Origin of the sequence: Paraburkholderia tuberum STM678 (assembly GCF_902833905.1) — a bacterium.
Lineage (GTDB): Bacteria > Pseudomonadota > Gammaproteobacteria > Burkholderiales > Burkholderiaceae > Paraburkholderia > Paraburkholderia tuberum.
Genome location: NZ_CADFGP010000042.1, coordinates 21,130 through 38,930 on the forward strand (window position 1 = coordinate 21,130; position 17,801 = coordinate 38,930).

A 17,801-nucleotide genomic window follows, 5' to 3' on the forward strand; every position below is an offset into this window, starting at 1 on the left:
AGCCGCCCGTGATCGAGGGTGGACGCACAGAACGACCGGGGGATCTGATCATGAATCGTTTTCGTTCGCTGGGTGTGGCGACGGGCGCGGCGCAGTTCGCCAGTGCCGACATCCTCAGCCGGATTAGCACGGCGTCGCGCCGGCAAGGCGCCGCGCGCCCCTTCGATCTGATTTTCGAACCGCGCGCGTGGCAGGGGCCCGCCGCGCCCGAGGCGACGGACCCGCAGTTCAAGATCCACGTGTTCGACACGATGCGCGCGTTCGAAAAACGAGGCGTCGACGCGATCGTGCTGCCATGCTTTCTGAGCCACACCTTCATCGACGAACTCGCGGCCAACGTCAGCGTGCCGGTCGCCAACATCCTGATCGCGCTGTCCGCGCACGTGCGGCGCACCTATCCGTCGGCGCGCCGAATCGGCGTGCTGACGTCGGCGGCGATTCGCGCGAACGGCCTGTTCGAGCGCTACTTCGAAGCCGGGCGGTTCGACGTGTGCTATCCGCGCAACGACACCGGTTTCGACGGCGTGACGAGCGCCGTCTTTGGTGTCGGGGGCATCCGCGATGGGCGCCTGCACGGGCGGCCCGTCGAGCTGTTGCGCGCGGCGTGCGCGGATCTGGTCGCGCAGGGCGTCGACGTGATCGCGCCGGGGCTCGCGGAGATCGGCCTCGTGCTGCGCGCGCTCGGGCGCATCGAGGTGCCGCTCGTCGATACGAACCAGGTGTATGCGCGCTATGTCGCGGCGGCGCAGTACACGCAGCCGGAGCGGGCGTTCCGCCTGGGCGTGGTCGGCGGCATCGGGCCGGCCGCGACCGTCGATTTCATGGCCAAGGTCGTGCGCAACACGCCGGCCGCGCGCGACCAGGACCATATCCGGATCATGGTCGAGCAGAACCCGCAGATCCCCGACCGCACCGCGGCGCTGCTCGAGCGCGGCGACGATCCCACCCTCGCGCTGTACGCGGCCTGCAAGACGCTCGAGGACGGCGGCGCGGATCTGATCGCGATTCCGTGCAATACCGCGCATGCGTTCGTCGAGCGGCTCGAGCCGGCGCTGCGCGTGCCGATCGTCAATATGCTGACCTGTACCGCCGATTATCTGCGCGAGACCTTTCCAGGTCTGCGCGAAGTGGGCGTGCTGGCCACCTCGGGTACGCTCGCGAGCCGCGTCTACGAACAGGCGCTCGACGCGCGCGGCCTGGTGCAGATCGCGCCGTCCGCCACTGCGCAAGCGCGTCTGATGAACGCGATCTACGGCCCGCGCGGCGTGAAGGCGGGGCACACGGCGGGCGACTGTTGCGACGACCTCGCGGCGGCTGTCGACGATCTGCTCGCGCAGGGCGCGCAGGTGATCGTGCTCGCGTGCACGGAGTTGCCGTTGCTGTTGCGCGAACCGGTGCTCGCGTGTCCGGGCGGGCGCGTGGTGCGGCTGGTCGATCCGACCGACGTGCTGGCGAGGCGCTGCGTTGCGTATGCGCATGGCGACGGTGTCGCGCGTGGCACACCGGCGGGTTGCGCGACGCCGGATGCGGCCGGGTGCTCGCAGGTGGAAAGCGCGGTCGGCTAGCCAGGCGCCGTGATCGCGGCGCGGCGATTTCGTCGTTCCGCCGTTTCGGGTGAAAGGAAACTGAATTCGTTGGACTGGGCCTCGTTGGAAATCAACGAGTTGCTAACGAATTCGGCCACGCTCATCGCTGACGCGGAGCGGAATACGTTGAATTTGCGGGAATTGCGTCGGACATGGTTGGACCAACCGAAAGTAAGATCAGCCCGAATCGCACGCTAAGCGAAAGGCTGCCTGCGGCCGATGCCGTTGAAAAAGTCGCGACTGACGGTTTGTCGAGCAACAGCAAAAAAATCGACCTCTCAGATCGGCCTACAAGCCGCCCGAAGCCCTTGGGTAAGGGTAAAGCGGCCCATTAAAACCTCGCGATTTAGACGTGGCCGACTTTTTCAACAGCATCGGCCAAGACGAGACGTTAGCATTGGTGCGCTGGATGACTGGTCCCCGAGGGTGCGGACCGTCGAGTCCACGATTGATTGCACTGCCTGAAATTCTCGCGCCGGGTCGAACAATCGCTCAAACACGCCTCCACGCTTGTTGCTGTGACGGACCTTTCCTTGCATTGGCTGCTGTCCTTCGGTGTGTCGTTTAGTCATCCCGGCGTCCGCCAGTCAGCCCTCCTCGCAAAAAGATCGCCGAAAGGCATTGCATGATAAAAATGGATTGTTTTTTTGCGGATTTCGTGCAAAATCCTCCTTCATACTACGGAGGCGATCATGTTGGTCGAATTTCGCGTCCGAAATTTTCGGTCGATTCGGGGCGATCTGTGTCTCAGCATGGCTGCGAGCGCGGATCAGGAAAAAAGGGACGCGAACACGGTGCCGTCGGGGACTGCCAGCGCGCCGGATTTGCTACGCAGCGCAGCGATCTATGGCCCCAATGCAAGCGGAAAATCTGCTTTGGTGGGTGCGATGCAATATGCTCAGTCGTTTGTGGCGACGTCTGCGGCGCTGATGCCAGGCCAACCTCTCAATCACTTTCCGTTCAAGCTGGACACCAGCTCCGCCTCGGCTCCCTCGGAATTCGAGTTCACATTCGTCCTCGATGGGACGCGCTACCAATACGGCTTCGCTGCCGATTCGGCCGGCGTAACCGAAGAATGGTTGCTTGTTTATAAGACACACAAGTCGCAGGTGTGGTTTGAGCGAGCTTACGACGCTACGTCGAAGGTCGCGACATACAAGTTCGGCGCATCGCTGACGGGCAAGAAAAAGGTCTGGCAGGACGCAACGCGACGCAACGCGTTGTTTCTGTCCACCTCAGCCCAGCTCAATAGTGAAAGCCTGCTACCTGTGTATAAATGGATTGTGCAGGACCTCCTGGTCATCGGCGCAAACATGCAGCCGACCCCTGACCAATCGACCGCCTGGATCACCAATGATGTAGCGAAACCGATGCTCCTGAATTTCCTGGCGTCCGCTGACCTTGGGATCTCGGATCTGAGCGTCCAGACACGTAAACAACATCGATTCAATGTCGAAATCCGGAACGACCGGCCGGAGCACGCTGTTTCAGAATCTGAGGTTCAATTCCCGGTGTTCGTCCATAAGGGACCAAACGGGCAGGCTTTGCTTCAATACGAGGAAGAATCGACCGGCACACAGCGACTGTTCTCATTTGCCGCCCCGGTGGTCGAAGCGCTCCAGACCGGTCGAACCGTCGTTGTCGACGAACTGGATGGAAGCCTGCATACGCAAATCGTGCAGTTCCTGATTGGTCTATTCCACCATCGGCCACCCGAAGGGCGTCGTGCGGCACAGCTGATTTTTACCACGCACGATACAGCCTTACTCGATGCAGGAATCTTCCGGCGGGATCAGATCTGGCTGATGGAGAAGGGCCGCGATCAGGCGAGTACGCTCGTGCCGCTCACTGATTTCTCACCCCGCAAGAACGAAGCGCTCGGGCGGGGTTACCTACAGGGTCGATATGGCGCGCTGCCGCTGACGTCGGAATTCGTTGCGGGAGACGAACGTCTTGGGGCGTGACAATCATCCGCGGCAACGTCGAGCGAGCCAGCTTCAACGGAAGAAGCCACAACGGCCCGCCTATGATCGAATTTTGATTGTTACCGAGGGAGAAAAGACCGAGGTTAACTATTTTGAAGAGATCAGGCGTTTTCACCGTCTAAGTTCCGCACACATACGGGTCTGTAACAGCCCCTATGGAACGACGCCGTTGCAGGTGGTGGAATATGCACGCGACCGATGCCGCGAAACGCTCGAGTGGGAACGCGTGTTTTGTGTCATCGACCGCGACGACCATCAACGTTACGTCGAAGCGCTGAACTCGGCGCAAACCCTCGACGGCAAATACCCAAATGATCTTGGACAACCGATCGTGTTTTCCGCGATCCCCTCCAATCCGTGCTTCGAACTGTGGTTTCTGCTGCATTTCCAGGCACATGAGGCCCACATACACCGCACCGACGTGTTTCGCCTACTCCGCGATCGCTACTTGCAAGGCTACGAGAAGGGACGTCACGGTATTTTCGAGGCAACGATGCAGCATCTTGATCGGGCATACGCTAATGCGGAACGGCTACGGGCGCATGGGCAAGGCCGCGGGCTCACGAACCCATCAACGTGTGTCGACGAGCTAGTCAGGATCTTATGTGCACTGCGCAGTTACTAACGGCGAGCGACTATGTCGCATCCATCTCGGCGGCCGATTGATTCGGAACGCTGCCCGCTTTGACGAGATCGCTAGTGTCGAGCACGTGGCGGCCGTTGCGGCCGTTGCGGATGATGGGATGACTGTTCTATCTCGCTCGCGGTCCCTCGCTGTCGCGGGCAACGCTTGTCGGCGGAGAGAACAACAATTACGAGGATTAGGGGCAGCGTAACGCAAGGTCGTTGATGCAAATGCTCGGCGGCAAGGCGGTCCTAGCTTGAGACGCCAGCGGGCAGCAGTCGGCCAGTTTTCGCCGCTCGCCCTGCAAGCTGAGTGTTCATCTGAACGACTGCTTGACTCCGAAAACCGCCCGATCTCCAACGCGAAGTTTTCGGCCTTTGCGGATTCATCGATTTCAACGCCGAGACGGCCGTTCAACGATTCGGACGGGCCTCTGCCTTCAATCGGCGTCGCGACGAGCTTGCCATTGCGTGTGCTCGCGAGAGAACGCGTTTTCAGCATCGCCCACATAGACCGAGAACTTATCCTCGGCCGGAGGCGTCGGCAGGGCAATGCGCAGCAATCCAATCTCGTGTGCCGTCAAAGTGTACGAAGCGGCGAGTTCCTGAAAACGCTTCGTCTGGATCCATGCCATGACCGATGCAGCAGCGGCTACTCGATGCGATAGCTCCCATCGATAAGCGCATGACAACGGAAGCGTTGCCAGTCTGAGTGCCGCTGAACAGTTCCGACAGAGCGTCGCCCAGCTTCTTTTCAAGGGAGCTAATTCCAGGATCGTTGGCCTCTGCCGCCTGAAGCTCGGCCATGCGCTTTTGCAGTCTTGGAATCGCGGCGCGCATCTGTTCGACACTGAGATTGGCTTTTGCCATGCTTTTCGAGTTGTTGAGTTTGGTTTGTCGGCAATCCGAGCGCTGGGGCGAACGACCGATCTGTGTCCGGAATCAATCGCGTTGGCCGACTGCACCCGCTCCGAACTCCGCAGTAGTGAAAAGACGGTGCAAAGCCCCGAATCACAAACGAACGAAAGAAGGCGCGCAACGCCCGTGATGCAAACCATAGTCGCCCACCGCAAACAACGGACCGGAATGTCGCGGACAACCGCCGCGCGGTAGGCCACTGACTTCTGCAGATTCCCGATAGTCCAATCAATTCCGTGCTTTAGGGTCTAGCTAATTGCACATTAGTCCAACGAGTTCCGGTTCCCGAGATCAGGGCGCAATGCGCGCCCGAGCCCGCCATGGAAAACTGTATAAACATACAGTATAGTATCCCCCTAAAGCTAGGCTTCCGGGCGCTCCTCGCGCCGACCCGGCTGCACCGAACTTGCGCGGTCGCGAGAGCCGGCCGTGAGAGGTGACCCACTCCTTCAGACGGTCGGAAAAATTGTCCTCCAACGACGCAACCCTTGACACCCTCGCTGACACTCCCCAAGGCGGCAACCCGAGCGGCAACAAGATCCAGGGCACGATTCGCATTCGCGGCGCCCGCCAGCACAACCTGAAAAACGTCGACCTCGACGTGCGCACCGGCGAAATGACGGTCGTCACGGGGCCGTCCGGCTCGGGCAAGTCGAGCCTCGTGTTCGACACGCTGTATGCGGAAGGTCAGCGCCGCTACGTCGAAACCTTCAGCGCGTACGCGCGCCAGTTCCTCGACCGGATGGATCGGCCGCAGGTCGACCGCGTCGACGGCGTGCCGCCCGCCATCGCGATCGACCAGACCAACCCGGTGCGCAGCTCGCGCTCCACGGTCGGCACGATGACCGAGCTCAACGATCACCTGAAGCTGCTGTACGCGCGCGCGGCCGAGCTGTTCGACCGCCAGAGCGCGTATCTGGTGCGGCACGACACGCCGGAGACGATCTACGCGGAACTGCTCGAGCGCACCGCGCAGGAGGAGCCGCGGCTCGTCGTCACGTTCCCGGTCGAGCTGCCGGAGTCGGCGTCCGCGCAGGAGGTCGAGCAGTGGTTGTCGGCGAGCGGCTATACGCGCGTGCAGGCGCAGCGCGAAGTCGATTCGCCGACCGGCAAGCGCAAGCTGCTCGACGTCGTCGCCGACCGCTTCCGGCTGCGCTCGGTGGATAAAGCACGCGCGATCGAGGCGATCGAGGCATCGCTGAAGCGCGGCGGCGGGCGCGTCAATCTTTACGTGCTGCCGGCTACCTCGGACGAGCCGCAGGCCGAAGCCGCCGAGCCGCGCATCTGGCGTTTCTCCACCGGCTTGCACAGCCCCGAAAGCGATCTGCGCTATGCCGATCCGCAGCCCGCGCTGTTCTCGTTCAACTCGGCCTATGGCGCTTGCGATGCCTGCCGCGGTTTTGGCCGCGTGATCGGCGTCGACCTCGGTCTCGTGATCCCCGACGCGCGCAAGACGCTGCGCGAAGGTGCGGTCAAGCCGATGCAGACGCCCGCGTGGAAGGAGTGCCAGGACGACCTGATGCGCTACGCGGCGAAAGCCGACATCCGCCGCGACACGCCGTGGGGCGAGCTCAGCGAGCGCGAACGCAACTGGGTCATCAACGGCTCGCCGGACTGGAACGGCAAGTGGCAGACGCATTGGTACGGCGTCAAACGCTTCTTCGACTATCTCGAATCGAAGGCGTACAAGATGCATATCCGCGTGCTGCTGTCGAAATACCGCAGCTACACGCCGTGCGAAACCTGCGGCGGCGCGCGTCTGAAAACCGAATCGCTGCTGTGGCGCCTCGGCAGCAAGGCCAATGCGAACGACGTGCTCGCGCCCGCGCAGCGCTTCATGCCGCGCGGCGTGAAGTGGTCGCGCGCGCAGCTCGAGGCGTTGCCGGGCCTGACCGTGCACGATCTCATGCTGATGCCGATCGAGCGCATCCGCCGCTTCTTCGACGGCATCACGCTGCCGAGCGCGTTGCTCGACGACGCGCTGAAGCTGCTGCTCGCCGAAGTGCGCACGCGCCTCAAGTATCTATGCGACGTCGGTCTCGGCTATCTGACGCTCGACAGGCAAAGCCGCACGCTGTCGGGCGGCGAGGTGCAGCGTATTAACCTGACCACCGCGCTCGGCACGTCGCTGACCAAGACGCTGTTCGTGCTCGACGAGCCGAGCATCGGCCTGCATCCGCGCGACCTGAACCGCATCGTCGAAGCGATGCACCGGCTGCGCGACGCGGGCAATACGCTGGTCGTGGTCGAGCATGATCCGTCGGTGATGCTCGCGGCGGACCGGCTCATCGACATGGGTCCGGGACCGGGCGAGCGCGGCGGCTCGATCATTTTCGACGGCGTGCCCGAGGCGATCCGCTCGACCGGCACGCTGACCGGCGAGTACCTCGGCGGCCGGCGCCATGTCGCGGATGCCGCGCACTGGTCGCGTCGCGCGGTCGACGCGAGCACGCCGCGCATCGTGCTCGAAGGTGCGAGCGAGCACAATCTGCGCGACGTCACGGTCGAAATTCCATTGCAGCGGCTCGTCTGCGTGACCGGCGTGTCGGGTTCCGGCAAATCGACGCTGCTGCAGGACGTGCTGTATCCGGCGATGGCGCGCCACTTCGGGCTCGCCACCGAAGCGCCGGGCGCGTTCAAGGCGCTGAACGGCGCGGACCGGGTCACCGACGTCGTGTTCGTCGACCAGTCGCCGATCGGCAAGACCGCACGCTCGAATCCGGCCAGCTACGTCGGCGCGTTCGACGAAATCCGCAAGCTGTTCGCGAAGGCACCGCTCGCGCAACAGCGCGGCTACGGCCCCGGCATGTTCAGCTTCAATTCGGGCGACGGCCGCTGCCCGACCTGTGGCGGCTCGGGCTTCGAGCACATCGAAATGCAGTTCCTCTCCGACGTGTACCTGCGCTGCCCCGATTGCGACGGGCGCCGTTATCGCGCGGAAATGCTGGAGGTGAAGATCGAGCGCGACCAGCCGGCACGCGGGTTGAGCATTGCCGACGTGCTCGAACTGACCGTCAGCGAGGCTGCCGCGTACTTCGCGCAGGACGCCGAAGTATTGCGCGTGCTGCAGCCGATCGTCGACGTCGGGCTCGAATACGTGAAGCTCGGCCAGCCCGTGCCGACGCTGTCGGGCGGCGAGGCGCAGCGGCTCAAGCTCGCGGGCTTTCTCGCGGAATCGGCACAGGCGCGCGGCGCACGCGGCGCGAAGCAGGTGATCGCGAAGCGTCTGTTCATGTTCGACGAACCGACCACGGGTCTGCATTTCGACGACATCGCGAAGCTGATGCAGGCGTTCGGCAAGCTGCTCGCGAGCGGTCATTCGCTGATCGTGATCGAGCACAATCTCGACGTGATCCGCGCGGCCGACTGGATCATCGACCTCGGTCCCGAAGGCGGCGACGGCGGTGGCCGCGTATTGTGCGCGGGCACGCCGGACGAAGTGAAAGCGTGCGCCGAATCGCATACCGGCGAGGCGTTGCTGCAATACGACCGCGCGATGGACACCGCAACCGCGGCGGAGCCCCAAGGCATCCCGCTGCAGAAGGCCCTGAGCGCGGCCCGCGCACGTCGCGCGATCGAAGGCGAGGACGTCGTGCGCATCGTCAACGCGCGCGAGCACAACCTGAAGGCGCTCGACGTCGACATTCCGCACGGCAAGTTCAACGTGATCACCGGCGTGTCGGGCTCGGGCAAATCGACGCTCGCGTTCGACATCCTGTTCCACGAAGGTCAGCGGCGCTACCTCGAATCGCTGAACGCGTACGCGCGCTCGATCGTGCAGCCAGCCGGACGGCCCGAAGTCGACGCGGTGTATGGCATTCCACCGACCGTCGCGATCGAGCAGCGGCTCTCGCGCGGCGGTCGCAAGAGTACCGTCGCCACGACCTCGGAGGTGTGGCACTTCCTGCGTCTGCTGTACGTGAAGCTCGGCTTGCAGCACTGCATTCACGACGGCACGCCGGTCACGTCGCAAAGCGCCGAATCAATCGCGGCGCAGTTGCTGCGCGATCACAAGGGCCAGCATGTCGGCTTCCTCGCGCCGCTCGTCGTGAACCGCAAGGGCGTCTATACGGACCTCGCGAAATGGGCAAAAGCGCGCGGCAATACGCATCTGCGTGTGGACGGCGAGTTCGTGCCGGTCGATCCGTGGCCGAAGCTCGACCGTTTCCGCGAGCACACGATCGAGCTGCCGGTCGCTGACCTCGTCATCTCGGCCGATCATGAAGCGGAGCTACGCGAAGCGCTCGATCAGACGCTCGACATCGGTAAAGGCATCATGCATCTGCTCGCGCCGCTCGACGGTCTGCACGACGCGCTCAACGGCGGCGAGTCCACCGCGAAGCTCGGCGACGTGAAGGTGCTGTCGACCAAGCGCGCGTGTCCGGTGTGCGGCACGAGCTACCCCGAGCTCGATCCGCGCATGTTCTCGTACAACAGCAAGCATGGCTGGTGCACGAGCTGCGTCGGCACGGGGCTGTCGCTGACGCGCGAGCAGCGGGCCGCGTACGACGACACGATCGTCGACGACGACAATCGCGGTCGCGAGCAGAGCCTGCCCTCGGAGGAGCAGGAACCGGAAGGACTCGTCGACGAGCCGTGTCCGGATTGCGCGGGCACGCGTCTGAATCCGGTCGCGCGCGCGGTCACGTTCGACTCGCAGGCGATCGTCGATGTCGCGCAATGGACGGTGTCCGACACGCGCGCGTGGATCGATACGCTGCGGATGACGGGCCGCGACGCCGAAATCGCGCGCGACGTGGTCAGCGAAATCGGCAGCCGGCTGCAGTTCCTCGAAGAAGTCGGGCTCGGCTATCTGAGCCTCGATCGCGCGGCGCCGAGTTTGTCGGGCGGCGAAGCGCAGCGCATCCGGCTCGCCGCGCAGCTCGGCAGCAATCTGCAGGGCGTGTGTTACGTGCTCGACGAGCCGACCATCGGTCTGCATCCGCGCGACAACCAGATTCTGCTGAACGCGCTGCGCAAGCTCGGCGACAAGGGCAATACGCTCGTCGTCGTCGAGCATGACGAAGATACGATCCGGCGCGCGGATCACATCATCGATATCGGGCCGGGCGCGGGCAAGCGCGGCGGCACGCTGATCGCGCAGGGCAGCGTCGCGGACCTGTCCGCGCAGCCCGATTCGCTGACCGGGCGTTTCCTCGCGCAGCCGATCGTGCATCCGCTGCAGCCGCGCCGCGAGGTCGTCGCGCCGGGCAAGCGTGCGGCCGCGGTGCCGGAGAACTGGCTGACCGTGCATGGCGGCAAGCTGCATAACCTGCGCGACGTGACGGTCGGCATTCCGCTCGCGCGGCTTGTCGCGGTGACGGGCGTCAGCGGCTCCGGCAAATCGACGCTCGCGCGCGACGTGCTGATGACCAATCTGCTCGATGCGGTCGGGCGCTCGGTGCTGTCGTCGCCGGCCACGCGCCGCGCGCGCGCGGCCGCCGGGGAGAAGCCGGCCGCGAACCGGCGTTCGAGCGTGCTCGCGCGCTCGGCGCCGCGCGCGCCGCTGAACGTCACGCACATATGGCAGGGCTGCGATTCGGTCACCGGCTGGGAAAGCATCGACCGCGTGCTGGAAGTCGATCAGACGCCGATCGGCAAGACGCCGCGTTCGTGTCCCGCCACCTACATCGGCGTGTGGGATGCGATCCGCAAGCTGTTCGCGGGCACGCTGGAGGCACGCGCGCGCGGCTATACCGCGTCGCGTTTCTCGTTCAACACGGGCGAGGGCCGTTGCCCCGCATGCGAGGGCCAGGGCGTGCGCACGATCGGCATGAGCTTCCTGCCCGACGTGAAGGTGCCGTGCGACGTCTGCCACGGCCAGCGCTTCAATCCGGAGACACTCGCGGTCACGTGGCGTGGCAAGAACATCGGCGACGTGCTGACCATGGAAATCGACGAAGCGGTCGAGTTCTTCGCGTCGATTACGAACATCGGGCATCCGCTGCAACTGATGAAAGACGTCGGGCTCGGCTATCTGACGCTCGGTCAGCCATCGCCGACGCTGTCGGGCGGCGAGGCGCAGCGCATCAAGCTCGTCACCGAGCTGAGCAAGGTGCGCGACGACATCACGCGGCGTGGCCAGAAGCCGCCGCACACGCTGTACGTGCTGGACGAGCCAACGGTCGGCCTGCACATGGCGGACGTCGCGAAGCTGATTCGCGTGCTGCACCGGCTCGTGGATGGCGGGCATAGCGTCGTCGTCATCGAGCACGATCTCGACGTGATCGCCGAAGCGGACTGGATCATCGACCTCGGTCCGGAGGGCGGTGTGGGCGGCGGTACGATCGTTGCGGCAACGGATCCGGAAAGCCTGTCGCGCGTGGCCGCGAGTCACACGGGCAAGGCTCTGCGGCCGGTGCTCGCGCGCACGGCCGCTGCGGCGACGCTGGCCGGCGAAGGGACGAATGGCTGAGGCACGGTGACGAGCGGTGGCGCGGCCGTTGCAACCTTCGCAGGTTGCAACGGCCGGCGCCTCGTCGCGTGTCCGCCACATATGATTGCTGCGCTGCATCCAATCATACGAAGTTCGATCAATGCGGCGCATGCGCGCTTTTAAATCATACGAAAGAGGCCAGCGATGTTTCAAAATAGAAACATTTTTAGAACCCCCCATAAATCAGCATTTTGATATTAATTTGTCGTGCGGAGCGAATGCCACGGAAATGCCTAATGCCGCGGGCAATAAATTTACGCTTTGCGAATAAACTACCGAATTGGCCGGACATAATAGGGCGATAAGCAGTTCACAATTGAAACATTTTTGAACCGCGCAAGAAACGTACTCGGTAACGCGCAATGGCCGGGCTTCGCATTATCGGCAACTTTGTCCGAATGCGCGAGAGTGCCGTCCATCAAGGCTTTGCGGTAAGATCTCCTCAAGCTCTTCGCGCGGCTTGCATAGTTGCCCGGCCTGTCGCGCGCTTATATCAATCGCTCAATAACCGCTTTTCCTCAGACATGGGCTGTCCTGATGAAACTCGTTTTTCAAATTTACTATAGCGATCCATTCCGCTAACATCACGCTTAATCCTTTATGCGGCGTGAGTCTGCTTTTTCGCCGTAATAACGCATTCTCTCGTTCCGTCTGATGGCGGGGCAAATCGGGGTCCGCAACGTATGACCGTTTGGGGAAGATCATGCCGCACATGCACCTTGATACAACGAGAATTACGTGGCTACACACGCCCGCTTTGAACGTCCGTACTGCAGCGCGGCGAATCGGCATTCTGCTGTTCGACGGCTTCTGGCTGCTCGGCCCCGGTACCGTCGTGGAAATGTTCCAGACCGCCAATGAGTTCGCGGGCACGCGAGCGGGCGAAGATCCGCCCTACGAAGTGCAGTTCCTGTCGATGGACGGCGGCAATGTCGCCAGTTCGTCGTCGGCGCGCATCTGGACTGACCACATCGACACGCGCTTTGGCGGCGGTTTCGACGTGCTGTTCATCGCTGGCGGCTACGGCGCCCACGTGGCCGCGCGCGACGAACGCCTGCTGAACTGGCTGCGCGCCGTGCAATCGCGCACACGCGCGATCGAAACGATCGGCGAGGGGCGCCTCGTGCTCGAAGCGGCCGGCCCGACCGAGCATGACGGCCTGATGAGCCGCTATCCGGGCGCGAGCGCCAGCGAAGGCGCGTTCAGCGCGGCCAACGACCGTCACGACTGCGCCCGCAGCGCGCTGATGTTCATCAAGCGCGACCTGGGCGCCGAGCTTGCGCGCAGCGTCGCCGATCGCGTGATGCCCGGCATGGCTGCGACGTGGGTGCCGCTGCCGGCCGAGGGCGGCACGCTGAGCGTCGCCGAAAAGATTCGCGCGGCCGCGCGCTGGATGGAGGCCAACTGCGACCGTCCGGTCTCGGTCGCCGATGCCGCGCAGGTCGCCGCAATGAGCGAGCGCAATTTCCTGCGCCGTTTCAAGCACGAGATGCAGATCACGCCGTCGGACTACCTGCTGCAGGTGCGGTTGCGTATCGCGTGCAACTTCCTGACCGAGACCGAATTGCCGGTCGACAAGATCGCGCGCCGCAGCGGCACCGGCAACGGCGATCGTCTCGCGAAAATTTTCCGCAAGCGTATGGCTTTGTCGCCAACCGAGTATCGCGCCCGCAGCCGGGCGGCCAGTGAGGCGTAGCATGTATCTTTAGCATGCGTTAGGGCGCCCGCGTTGCGGGCGCACCTCGTCTGTCGGACGCGGTCGCGAGAGCGGCCGTATGTTCGCTGGCCAGCCTTTTTACGAGCACAGTGGCGATGGGCAACAGGGTCATGGCGACGGCATTGCCGGAGGTGAAACTCATCGAGCCGGAAGTGTTCATCGACGAGTTCGGCTTCTGCTTCGAGAGTTTCAGCGCGGACGAGTTTTCGGACGACGTCGCGCAAGGTTTCAACTTCGTGCAGGACCGCCATCTGCGCGCCGTGCATGGCGTGCTGCGCGGCTTGCACTACCAGGTGCAGCGTCCCCAGGGGCGGCTGCTGCGCGTCGTGCGCGGCGAGATCTTCGACGTCTCGGTCGACGTGCGCCTGAACTCACCGAACTTCGGCAAATGGAGCGGCGAGTATCTGAGCGAAGCCAACCATCGGCAGATCTGGGTGCCGCCCGGTTTCGCGCACGGCTTCGTCGTGCTGTCCGATGTCGCCGAATGCATGTGGAAGACCACCGAGTACTGGTTCCCCGAACTCGAGCGCTGCCTGCTGTGGTCCGATCCCGACATCGGCATCCAGTGGCCGATCGACTTTCAGCCCATCCTCGGCAGCAAGGATGCGGCGGGCCGTCGTCTGTACGAGGCTGAAAACATCTCGTGAACGACAGGGCCAACCCTACACGTCGGGCATCCAGTCAGTACGAGGTGCTCAACGCGAAGCGTCGCGCAAGCCATCCGCAATCCGTTCCGGTCCGCTATGGGTGTCGCGCGTTTGCGCCGCTCGGCGCGCAGGGGCTCAATTGCACGTGTCATGTCGCGGTGTATGAAGGACACATCGTCGGCACGATGACGCTTTATGCTTCGGATGGCGAAGCATCGTGCGAGCTATACCGGCACGGCGATGTCGCGAGCCTGCGTCAGTTCGCGGTCGATCCCGCATGGCAGGGGCGCGGCATCGGCACGTTACTGATCGCGTTCGCCGAACGTTGGGCCGCGAGGCGTGGCTATGCGCAACTCGCACTCGATACGCCGCGACCGGCCACGCAGCAGATCGCGTTCCATGACGCCGCAGACGTATGCGGCCTGAGCAGAATTGAAGCGCCCGATGCTTCGGCAACTATTGCAATATGCTGCGGCAAGTATTGCAACGGCGGAAGCGGCCGCGCAATCCTCAACGCGGTACCCACGCAGCGTGGCCAGTTCGCATCGGGCGAGGCGTGAATTCACCGAACGCTGTATGCAGCCGTCAGCGTCGGATCACGCCCATCAGCAGGGTGACGAGGAAGATCACCAGGAAGATGAAGAACAACACCTTGGCGATTTCGGTTGCGCCCGCGGCAATGCCTCCAAAGCCGAACACTGCGGCGATGATGGCGATGATGAAGAAAATCACAGCGTATCGAAGCATGGTGCCTCCACCGGTGGATTGTTGAAATGACGTTTGAACGGCGCCCCGTTGCGTACGTCACGCGGCTTCACGGGTGAGATGCCGGCGAGCGGATTTCAGCAATAGATGTGCCATCGCTTGATTGCCGCCGACGTTCCAGCGATTCACGATCAGATAGCCGACGAGCGCCGCCCGCCAAGCGCAGCGGTCCACCGCGCGCGGCGGCTGGCCCGTCGACGACATCGGCGGCCTCGCGCCGCGTCTGCCGGAGGTCGAGACGGGGCGCTATTTCGATGCCCAGGCGAAGGAGGCTTGCCAGCAGTCGCTGCTGAAGTGGCCGGTGCTCGCGCGGCTGATGAACCTCGTGCCGCGCGACGAAGCCGATGCGCCCGCCGCGCGAGGCGAGCCGCAAGAATCGGCGCTGAAATCAGGCCCGCGTCGAACGCTCAACGCAATTGCGTGAACGCGAGCAGCAACACCATGCTGCCGATCGCGCCATCCAGCACGCGCCACGCGGTTGCGCGGCGAAACAGCGGCGCGAGCATGCGAGCGCCATAGCCGAGCGCGACGAACCACACAGCGCTGACCGTCATCGCGCCGAGCGCGAAGGCGACCCGCGCGCCTTCCGGTTCACGCGCGCCGGCCGTGCCGATCAACAGAAACGTGTCCAGATAGACGTGCGGATTGAGCCACGTGAACGCAAGCGTCATCAGGATGATCGGCAGCGCGCGTTGCGCAGGCGGCGCCTGATCGCGGGACGCGCCGGCCGAGCCATCGAGCACCGCGTGTCCGGGCCGCACCGCGCGGCGCAGCGCGCCGATGCCGAACCAGGCGAGATACGCGAGCCCAACATAGAGCATCGCGTGCACGAGGCGCGGGAAACGCTCCATCAGCACCGCGGCGCCGCCGACGCCCGCGCCGATCAGAATGAAATCGGACAACGTACACAACAGCACGATCTTGCCGACATGCGAGCGCATGATGCCCTGCCGCAGCACGAACGCGTTTTGCGCGCCGATCGTAACGATCAGCGACGCGCACAGCGCCGCGCCATGGGAAAAAGACAACCAGTTCATAAATGGTCCGGAAAAAGGAAAGCAGCGGGGATAGACGGGAAAATCCAACAGCGCTAGTCTGCGGGTTGGCATCTCATAAGAGAAGCTAATTTGCTTAATGCCGATTAAGGAATGCTAATGCTCGACTACGCCTTGCTCGACGCGCTGGCCGCTGTGATCCGCCACGGCTCGTTCGACCGTGCCGCGAGCGAGCTCAATATCACGCCGTCCGCGGTGTCGCAGCGGGTCAAGCTGCTCGAGGAGCGCGTCGGCAGCGTGCTCGTGAAGCGCGGGCAGCCGTGCGTCGCGACCACCTCGGGCGCGCTGCTATGCCGCCATACCGAACGCGTGCAACTGCTCGAAGCGGAGCTGAACGGCCGCATGCCGGCACTGCCCGGCGCGCTCGTCGAGCAGTGGCCGGCACTGCGCGTCGCGGTCAACGACGACAGCGTCGGCACCTGGTTCATCGACGCGGTCGCGCCGTTCTGCGTCGAACGCGAAATGCTGCTCGACCTTGTCATCGACGACCAGGACTACACCGCGCAGCGCATTCGCGACGGCAGCGTGCAGGGCGCGATCACGACGCAGGCCGAACCGGTGCAGGGCTGTCGCTCGACGCGCCTCGGCCGCATGCGATACCTGGCGGTGTGCTCGCCGGCGTTTTTCGCGCGCTATTTCGCCGACGGCGTCACGCGCGACAGCCTGCGGCGCACGCCGTGCGTCGACTTCAATCCAAAGGATCAGCTGCAAAAGCGCTTCATGCGGCGCATTACGCGCGCGGAGCTCGATCCGCCGCTGCACTGGATTCCGCACGTCGCCGGTTTTTTGCGCGCGTGCGTGATGAGCCTCGGCTGGGGTATGTGCCCCGAGCGGATGATCGCCGGGCATTTGCAGCGCGGCGAACTGGTCGAGATCGCGCCGGGCAAGCATATCGACGTCGATCTGTACTGGCAGAGCTGGCGTCTGTCGATCGGCTGGCTCGACGATTTCAGCGCGATGCTCAGAAAGCGGGCGGTAGAGTTTCTCGATTGACCACGCGGCGGGCCGCATGAAAAACCGCGCCAGCCGTTACAGCAACAGCTCGATCGAATGAAACAGGCGGCGCTGTGGCGCGTCCTGCGAGCGCGCGCCTTCGTCGATCGTCTCGCGCAGGCAGTCGAGAAAGCAGGCGGCCGCCGGGCTCGTGGGCGCGCCACGCCGCGACGTGATGCTGACGATGGTTTCGTCCAGCGTTTCACGCAGCGGCAGCGCCCACAGGTTTTCCTTCGCGCGTATCACCTCGACGAGCGGCCACGGAAAGACGCTGACCATATCCGTGTGCGCGAGCAAGCCGAGCACGATCGCGAGCGAATGCGCGAGCACGATCGTGTGCGGCACCGGCATGCCGCGCTTGACGAACAGATTGTTCGACATCGACTCGCGGCTCGCCGGGTCCCAGTTCAGTATCCATTCCGCGTCTTGAAGGTCGAGCAACGTGCGGCAACCGGCCTTCGGATGGTCGCGCCGCGCGACCACCGCCGCGTGCGTCGAAAAGAGCGGCGCGTTCTGAAACTCCGACTGCGGCGACGCGGGCGGCGGCCGGCCGATCGAAAAATCGAGGCTGCCGTCGCGCAGACGCGGCTGCACGACCGCGAGCAGGCCTTCGAAAAATTCCAGTTGCACCTCCGGCATCCGCTCGCGAAAGCGCCGCACGGCGGGCGGCAGAAAAGTCAGCGCGACCCACGGCGTGACGCCGATCGACAGCTTGCCGGCGGCAGCTCCGCGCAACGCCTCGATCTCGGCTTGCGCGCGCTGCAACTGGCCGAGCACGAGCCGCGCATGCACGACGAGCGCGCGCCCGAACTCGGTGAACGCGACACCGCTCGCGCTGCGCACGACGAGCGGCGCGTGCAGATCGGCTTCGAGCTCGCGCATCGCCTTGGTCACGGCGGCCGGGGAAAGCCCCAGCGAGCGGGCGGCCGCCCGGATACTTCCGGTATCGGCGATCGCCGCCAAGGTATTGAGCTGATGCAGTTTCATTCGAATGAGAGGCGAGACGGGGGCAACCAAGGGTTGGCACCGCAACGATTCTACGCCTGCCGCCCGAATATCGGCGCCGCTATGCTGG

General features: G+C 64.0%; 13 protein-coding genes. 8 read left to right on the plus strand and 5 right to left on the minus strand.

Going from position 1 to position 17,801, the window contains the following annotated elements:
• Nucleotides 1-50: 50 nt before the first annotated feature.
• From cuyB to HWY30_RS29220, 3 genes are all read left to right on the plus strand, one after another.
• A complete protein-coding gene (gene cuyB, locus HWY30_RS29210) occupies nt 51-1,565 on the plus strand; it encodes a cysteate racemase (protein WP_090803892.1) in 1,515 nt (504 codons plus the stop codon).
• A gap of 713 nt (nt 1,566-2,278) precedes the next feature.
• Entirely contained in the window at nt 2,279-3,550 is a 1,272-nt protein-coding gene (locus HWY30_RS29215; protein ID WP_090803894.1) for an AAA family ATPase, read from the plus strand.
• Complete coding sequence (locus HWY30_RS29220; protein ID WP_090803896.1) at nt 3,540-4,196, plus strand: RloB family protein; 657 nt, start codon at nt 3,540-3,542, stop codon at nt 4,194-4,196. Before HWY30_RS29215 ends, HWY30_RS29220 begins: the two co-directional genes overlap by 11 nt.
• 439 nt (nt 4,197-4,635) lie before the next feature.
• On the opposite strand, the gene HWY30_RS43100 is transcribed toward HWY30_RS29220, so the two are convergent.
• On the minus strand, nt 4,636-5,253 hold the full coding sequence (locus HWY30_RS43100; protein ID WP_143037181.1) for an SLATT domain-containing protein: 618 nt from the start codon (nt 5,251-5,253) through the stop codon (nt 4,636-4,638).
• Between the two features lie 326 nt (nt 5,254-5,579).
• Here HWY30_RS43100 and uvrA point away from each other — a divergent pair, with 326 nt between their 5' ends.
• The 4 genes from uvrA to HWY30_RS41935 all read left to right on the plus strand — a co-directional run bounded on the left by uvrA (nt 5,580) and on the right by HWY30_RS41935 (nt 14,473).
• Nucleotides 5,580-11,528 (plus strand): excinuclease ABC subunit UvrA, encoded by a 5,949-nt coding sequence (gene uvrA, locus HWY30_RS29230; RefSeq protein WP_090803899.1) that lies wholly within the window; start codon nt 5,580-5,582, stop codon nt 11,526-11,528.
• A gap of 724 nt (nt 11,529-12,252) precedes the next feature.
• Nucleotides 12,253-13,245: a GlxA family transcriptional regulator gene (locus tag HWY30_RS29235; protein ID WP_090803900.1), complete on the plus strand. Its 993-nt coding sequence runs from the start codon at nt 12,253-12,255 to the stop codon at nt 13,243-13,245.
• Nucleotides 13,246-13,361: 116 nt separating this feature from the next.
• Nucleotides 13,362-13,913 carry a dTDP-4-dehydrorhamnose 3,5-epimerase gene (gene rfbC, locus HWY30_RS29240; protein WP_090803902.1) on the plus strand — a complete coding sequence of 184 codons (552 nt, stop codon included), beginning with the start codon at nt 13,362-13,364 and terminating at the stop codon, nt 13,911-13,913.
• Nucleotides 13,910-14,473, plus strand: coding sequence for a GNAT family N-acetyltransferase (locus HWY30_RS41935; RefSeq protein WP_244145052.1), 564 nt, complete (start codon nt 13,910-13,912; stop codon nt 14,471-14,473). The genes rfbC and HWY30_RS41935 overlap by 4 nt, the downstream gene beginning before the upstream one ends.
• A gap of 25 nt (nt 14,474-14,498) precedes the next feature.
• Here the strand turns inward: HWY30_RS41935 and HWY30_RS29250 are convergent, their stop codons facing one another.
• The 3 genes from HWY30_RS29250 to HWY30_RS29260 all read right to left on the minus strand — a co-directional run bounded on the left by HWY30_RS29250 (nt 14,499) and on the right by HWY30_RS29260 (nt 15,715).
• The gene (locus HWY30_RS29250) at nt 14,499-14,660 is read right to left on the minus strand and encodes a DUF1328 domain-containing protein (protein ID WP_013089029.1); all 162 of its coding nucleotides are present in this window, start codon (nt 14,658-14,660) and stop codon (nt 14,499-14,501) included.
• A 57-nt stretch (nt 14,661-14,717) separates the two neighbouring features.
• On the minus strand, nt 14,718-14,882 hold the full coding sequence (locus HWY30_RS29255; RefSeq protein ID WP_167368632.1) for a hypothetical protein: 165 nt from the start codon (nt 14,880-14,882) through the stop codon (nt 14,718-14,720).
• A 203-nt stretch (nt 14,883-15,085) separates the two neighbouring features.
• The gene (locus tag HWY30_RS29260) at nt 15,086-15,715 is read right to left on the minus strand and encodes a LysE/ArgO family amino acid transporter (RefSeq protein WP_090803905.1); all 630 of its coding nucleotides are present in this window, start codon (nt 15,713-15,715) and stop codon (nt 15,086-15,088) included.
• A 117-nt stretch (nt 15,716-15,832) separates the two neighbouring features.
• Here HWY30_RS29260 and HWY30_RS29265 point away from each other — a divergent pair, with 117 nt between their 5' ends.
• Nucleotides 15,833-16,726 (plus strand): LysR family transcriptional regulator ArgP, encoded by an 894-nt coding sequence (locus HWY30_RS29265; RefSeq protein ID WP_090803906.1) that lies wholly within the window; start codon nt 15,833-15,835, stop codon nt 16,724-16,726.
• A gap of 36 nt (nt 16,727-16,762) precedes the next feature.
• Here the strand turns inward: HWY30_RS29265 and HWY30_RS29270 are convergent, their stop codons facing one another.
• Entirely contained in the window at nt 16,763-17,713 is a 951-nt protein-coding gene (locus HWY30_RS29270) for a LysR substrate-binding domain-containing protein (RefSeq protein ID WP_090803908.1), read from the minus strand.
• Between the last annotated feature and the right edge of the window lie 88 nt (nt 17,714-17,801).

Bases quoted from the DNA above. Each gene is read 5' to 3' on its own strand.
- HWY30_RS29215 (WP_090803894.1), top strand. From the start codon at position 2,279: ATGTTGGTCGAATTTCGCGTCCGAAATTTTCGGTCGATTCGGGGCGAT.
- HWY30_RS29235 (WP_090803900.1), top strand. From the start codon at position 12,253: ATGCCGCACATGCACCTTGATACAACGAGAATTACGTGGCTACACACG.
- cuyB (WP_090803892.1), top strand. From the start codon at position 51: ATGAATCGTTTTCGTTCGCTGGGTGTGGCGACGGGCGCGGCGCAGTTC.
- HWY30_RS29270 (WP_090803908.1), bottom strand. From the start codon at position 17,713: ATGAAACTGCATCAGCTCAATACCTTGGCGGCGATCGCCGATACCGGA.
- HWY30_RS29250 (WP_013089029.1), bottom strand. From the start codon at position 14,660: ATGCTTCGATACGCTGTGATTTTCTTCATCATCGCCATCATCGCCGCA.
- rfbC (WP_090803902.1), top strand. From the start codon at position 13,362: ATGGGCAACAGGGTCATGGCGACGGCATTGCCGGAGGTGAAACTCATC.
- HWY30_RS43100 (WP_143037181.1), bottom strand. From the start codon at position 5,253: ATGGTTTGCATCACGGGCGTTGCGCGCCTTCTTTCGTTCGTTTGTGAT.
- HWY30_RS29260 (WP_090803905.1), bottom strand. From the start codon at position 15,715: ATGAACTGGTTGTCTTTTTCCCATGGCGCGGCGCTGTGCGCGTCGCTG.
- HWY30_RS29265 (WP_090803906.1), top strand. From the start codon at position 15,833: ATGCTCGACTACGCCTTGCTCGACGCGCTGGCCGCTGTGATCCGCCAC.
- HWY30_RS29255 (WP_167368632.1), bottom strand. From the start codon at position 14,882: ATGTCGTCGACGGGCCAGCCGCCGCGCGCGGTGGACCGCTGCGCTTGG.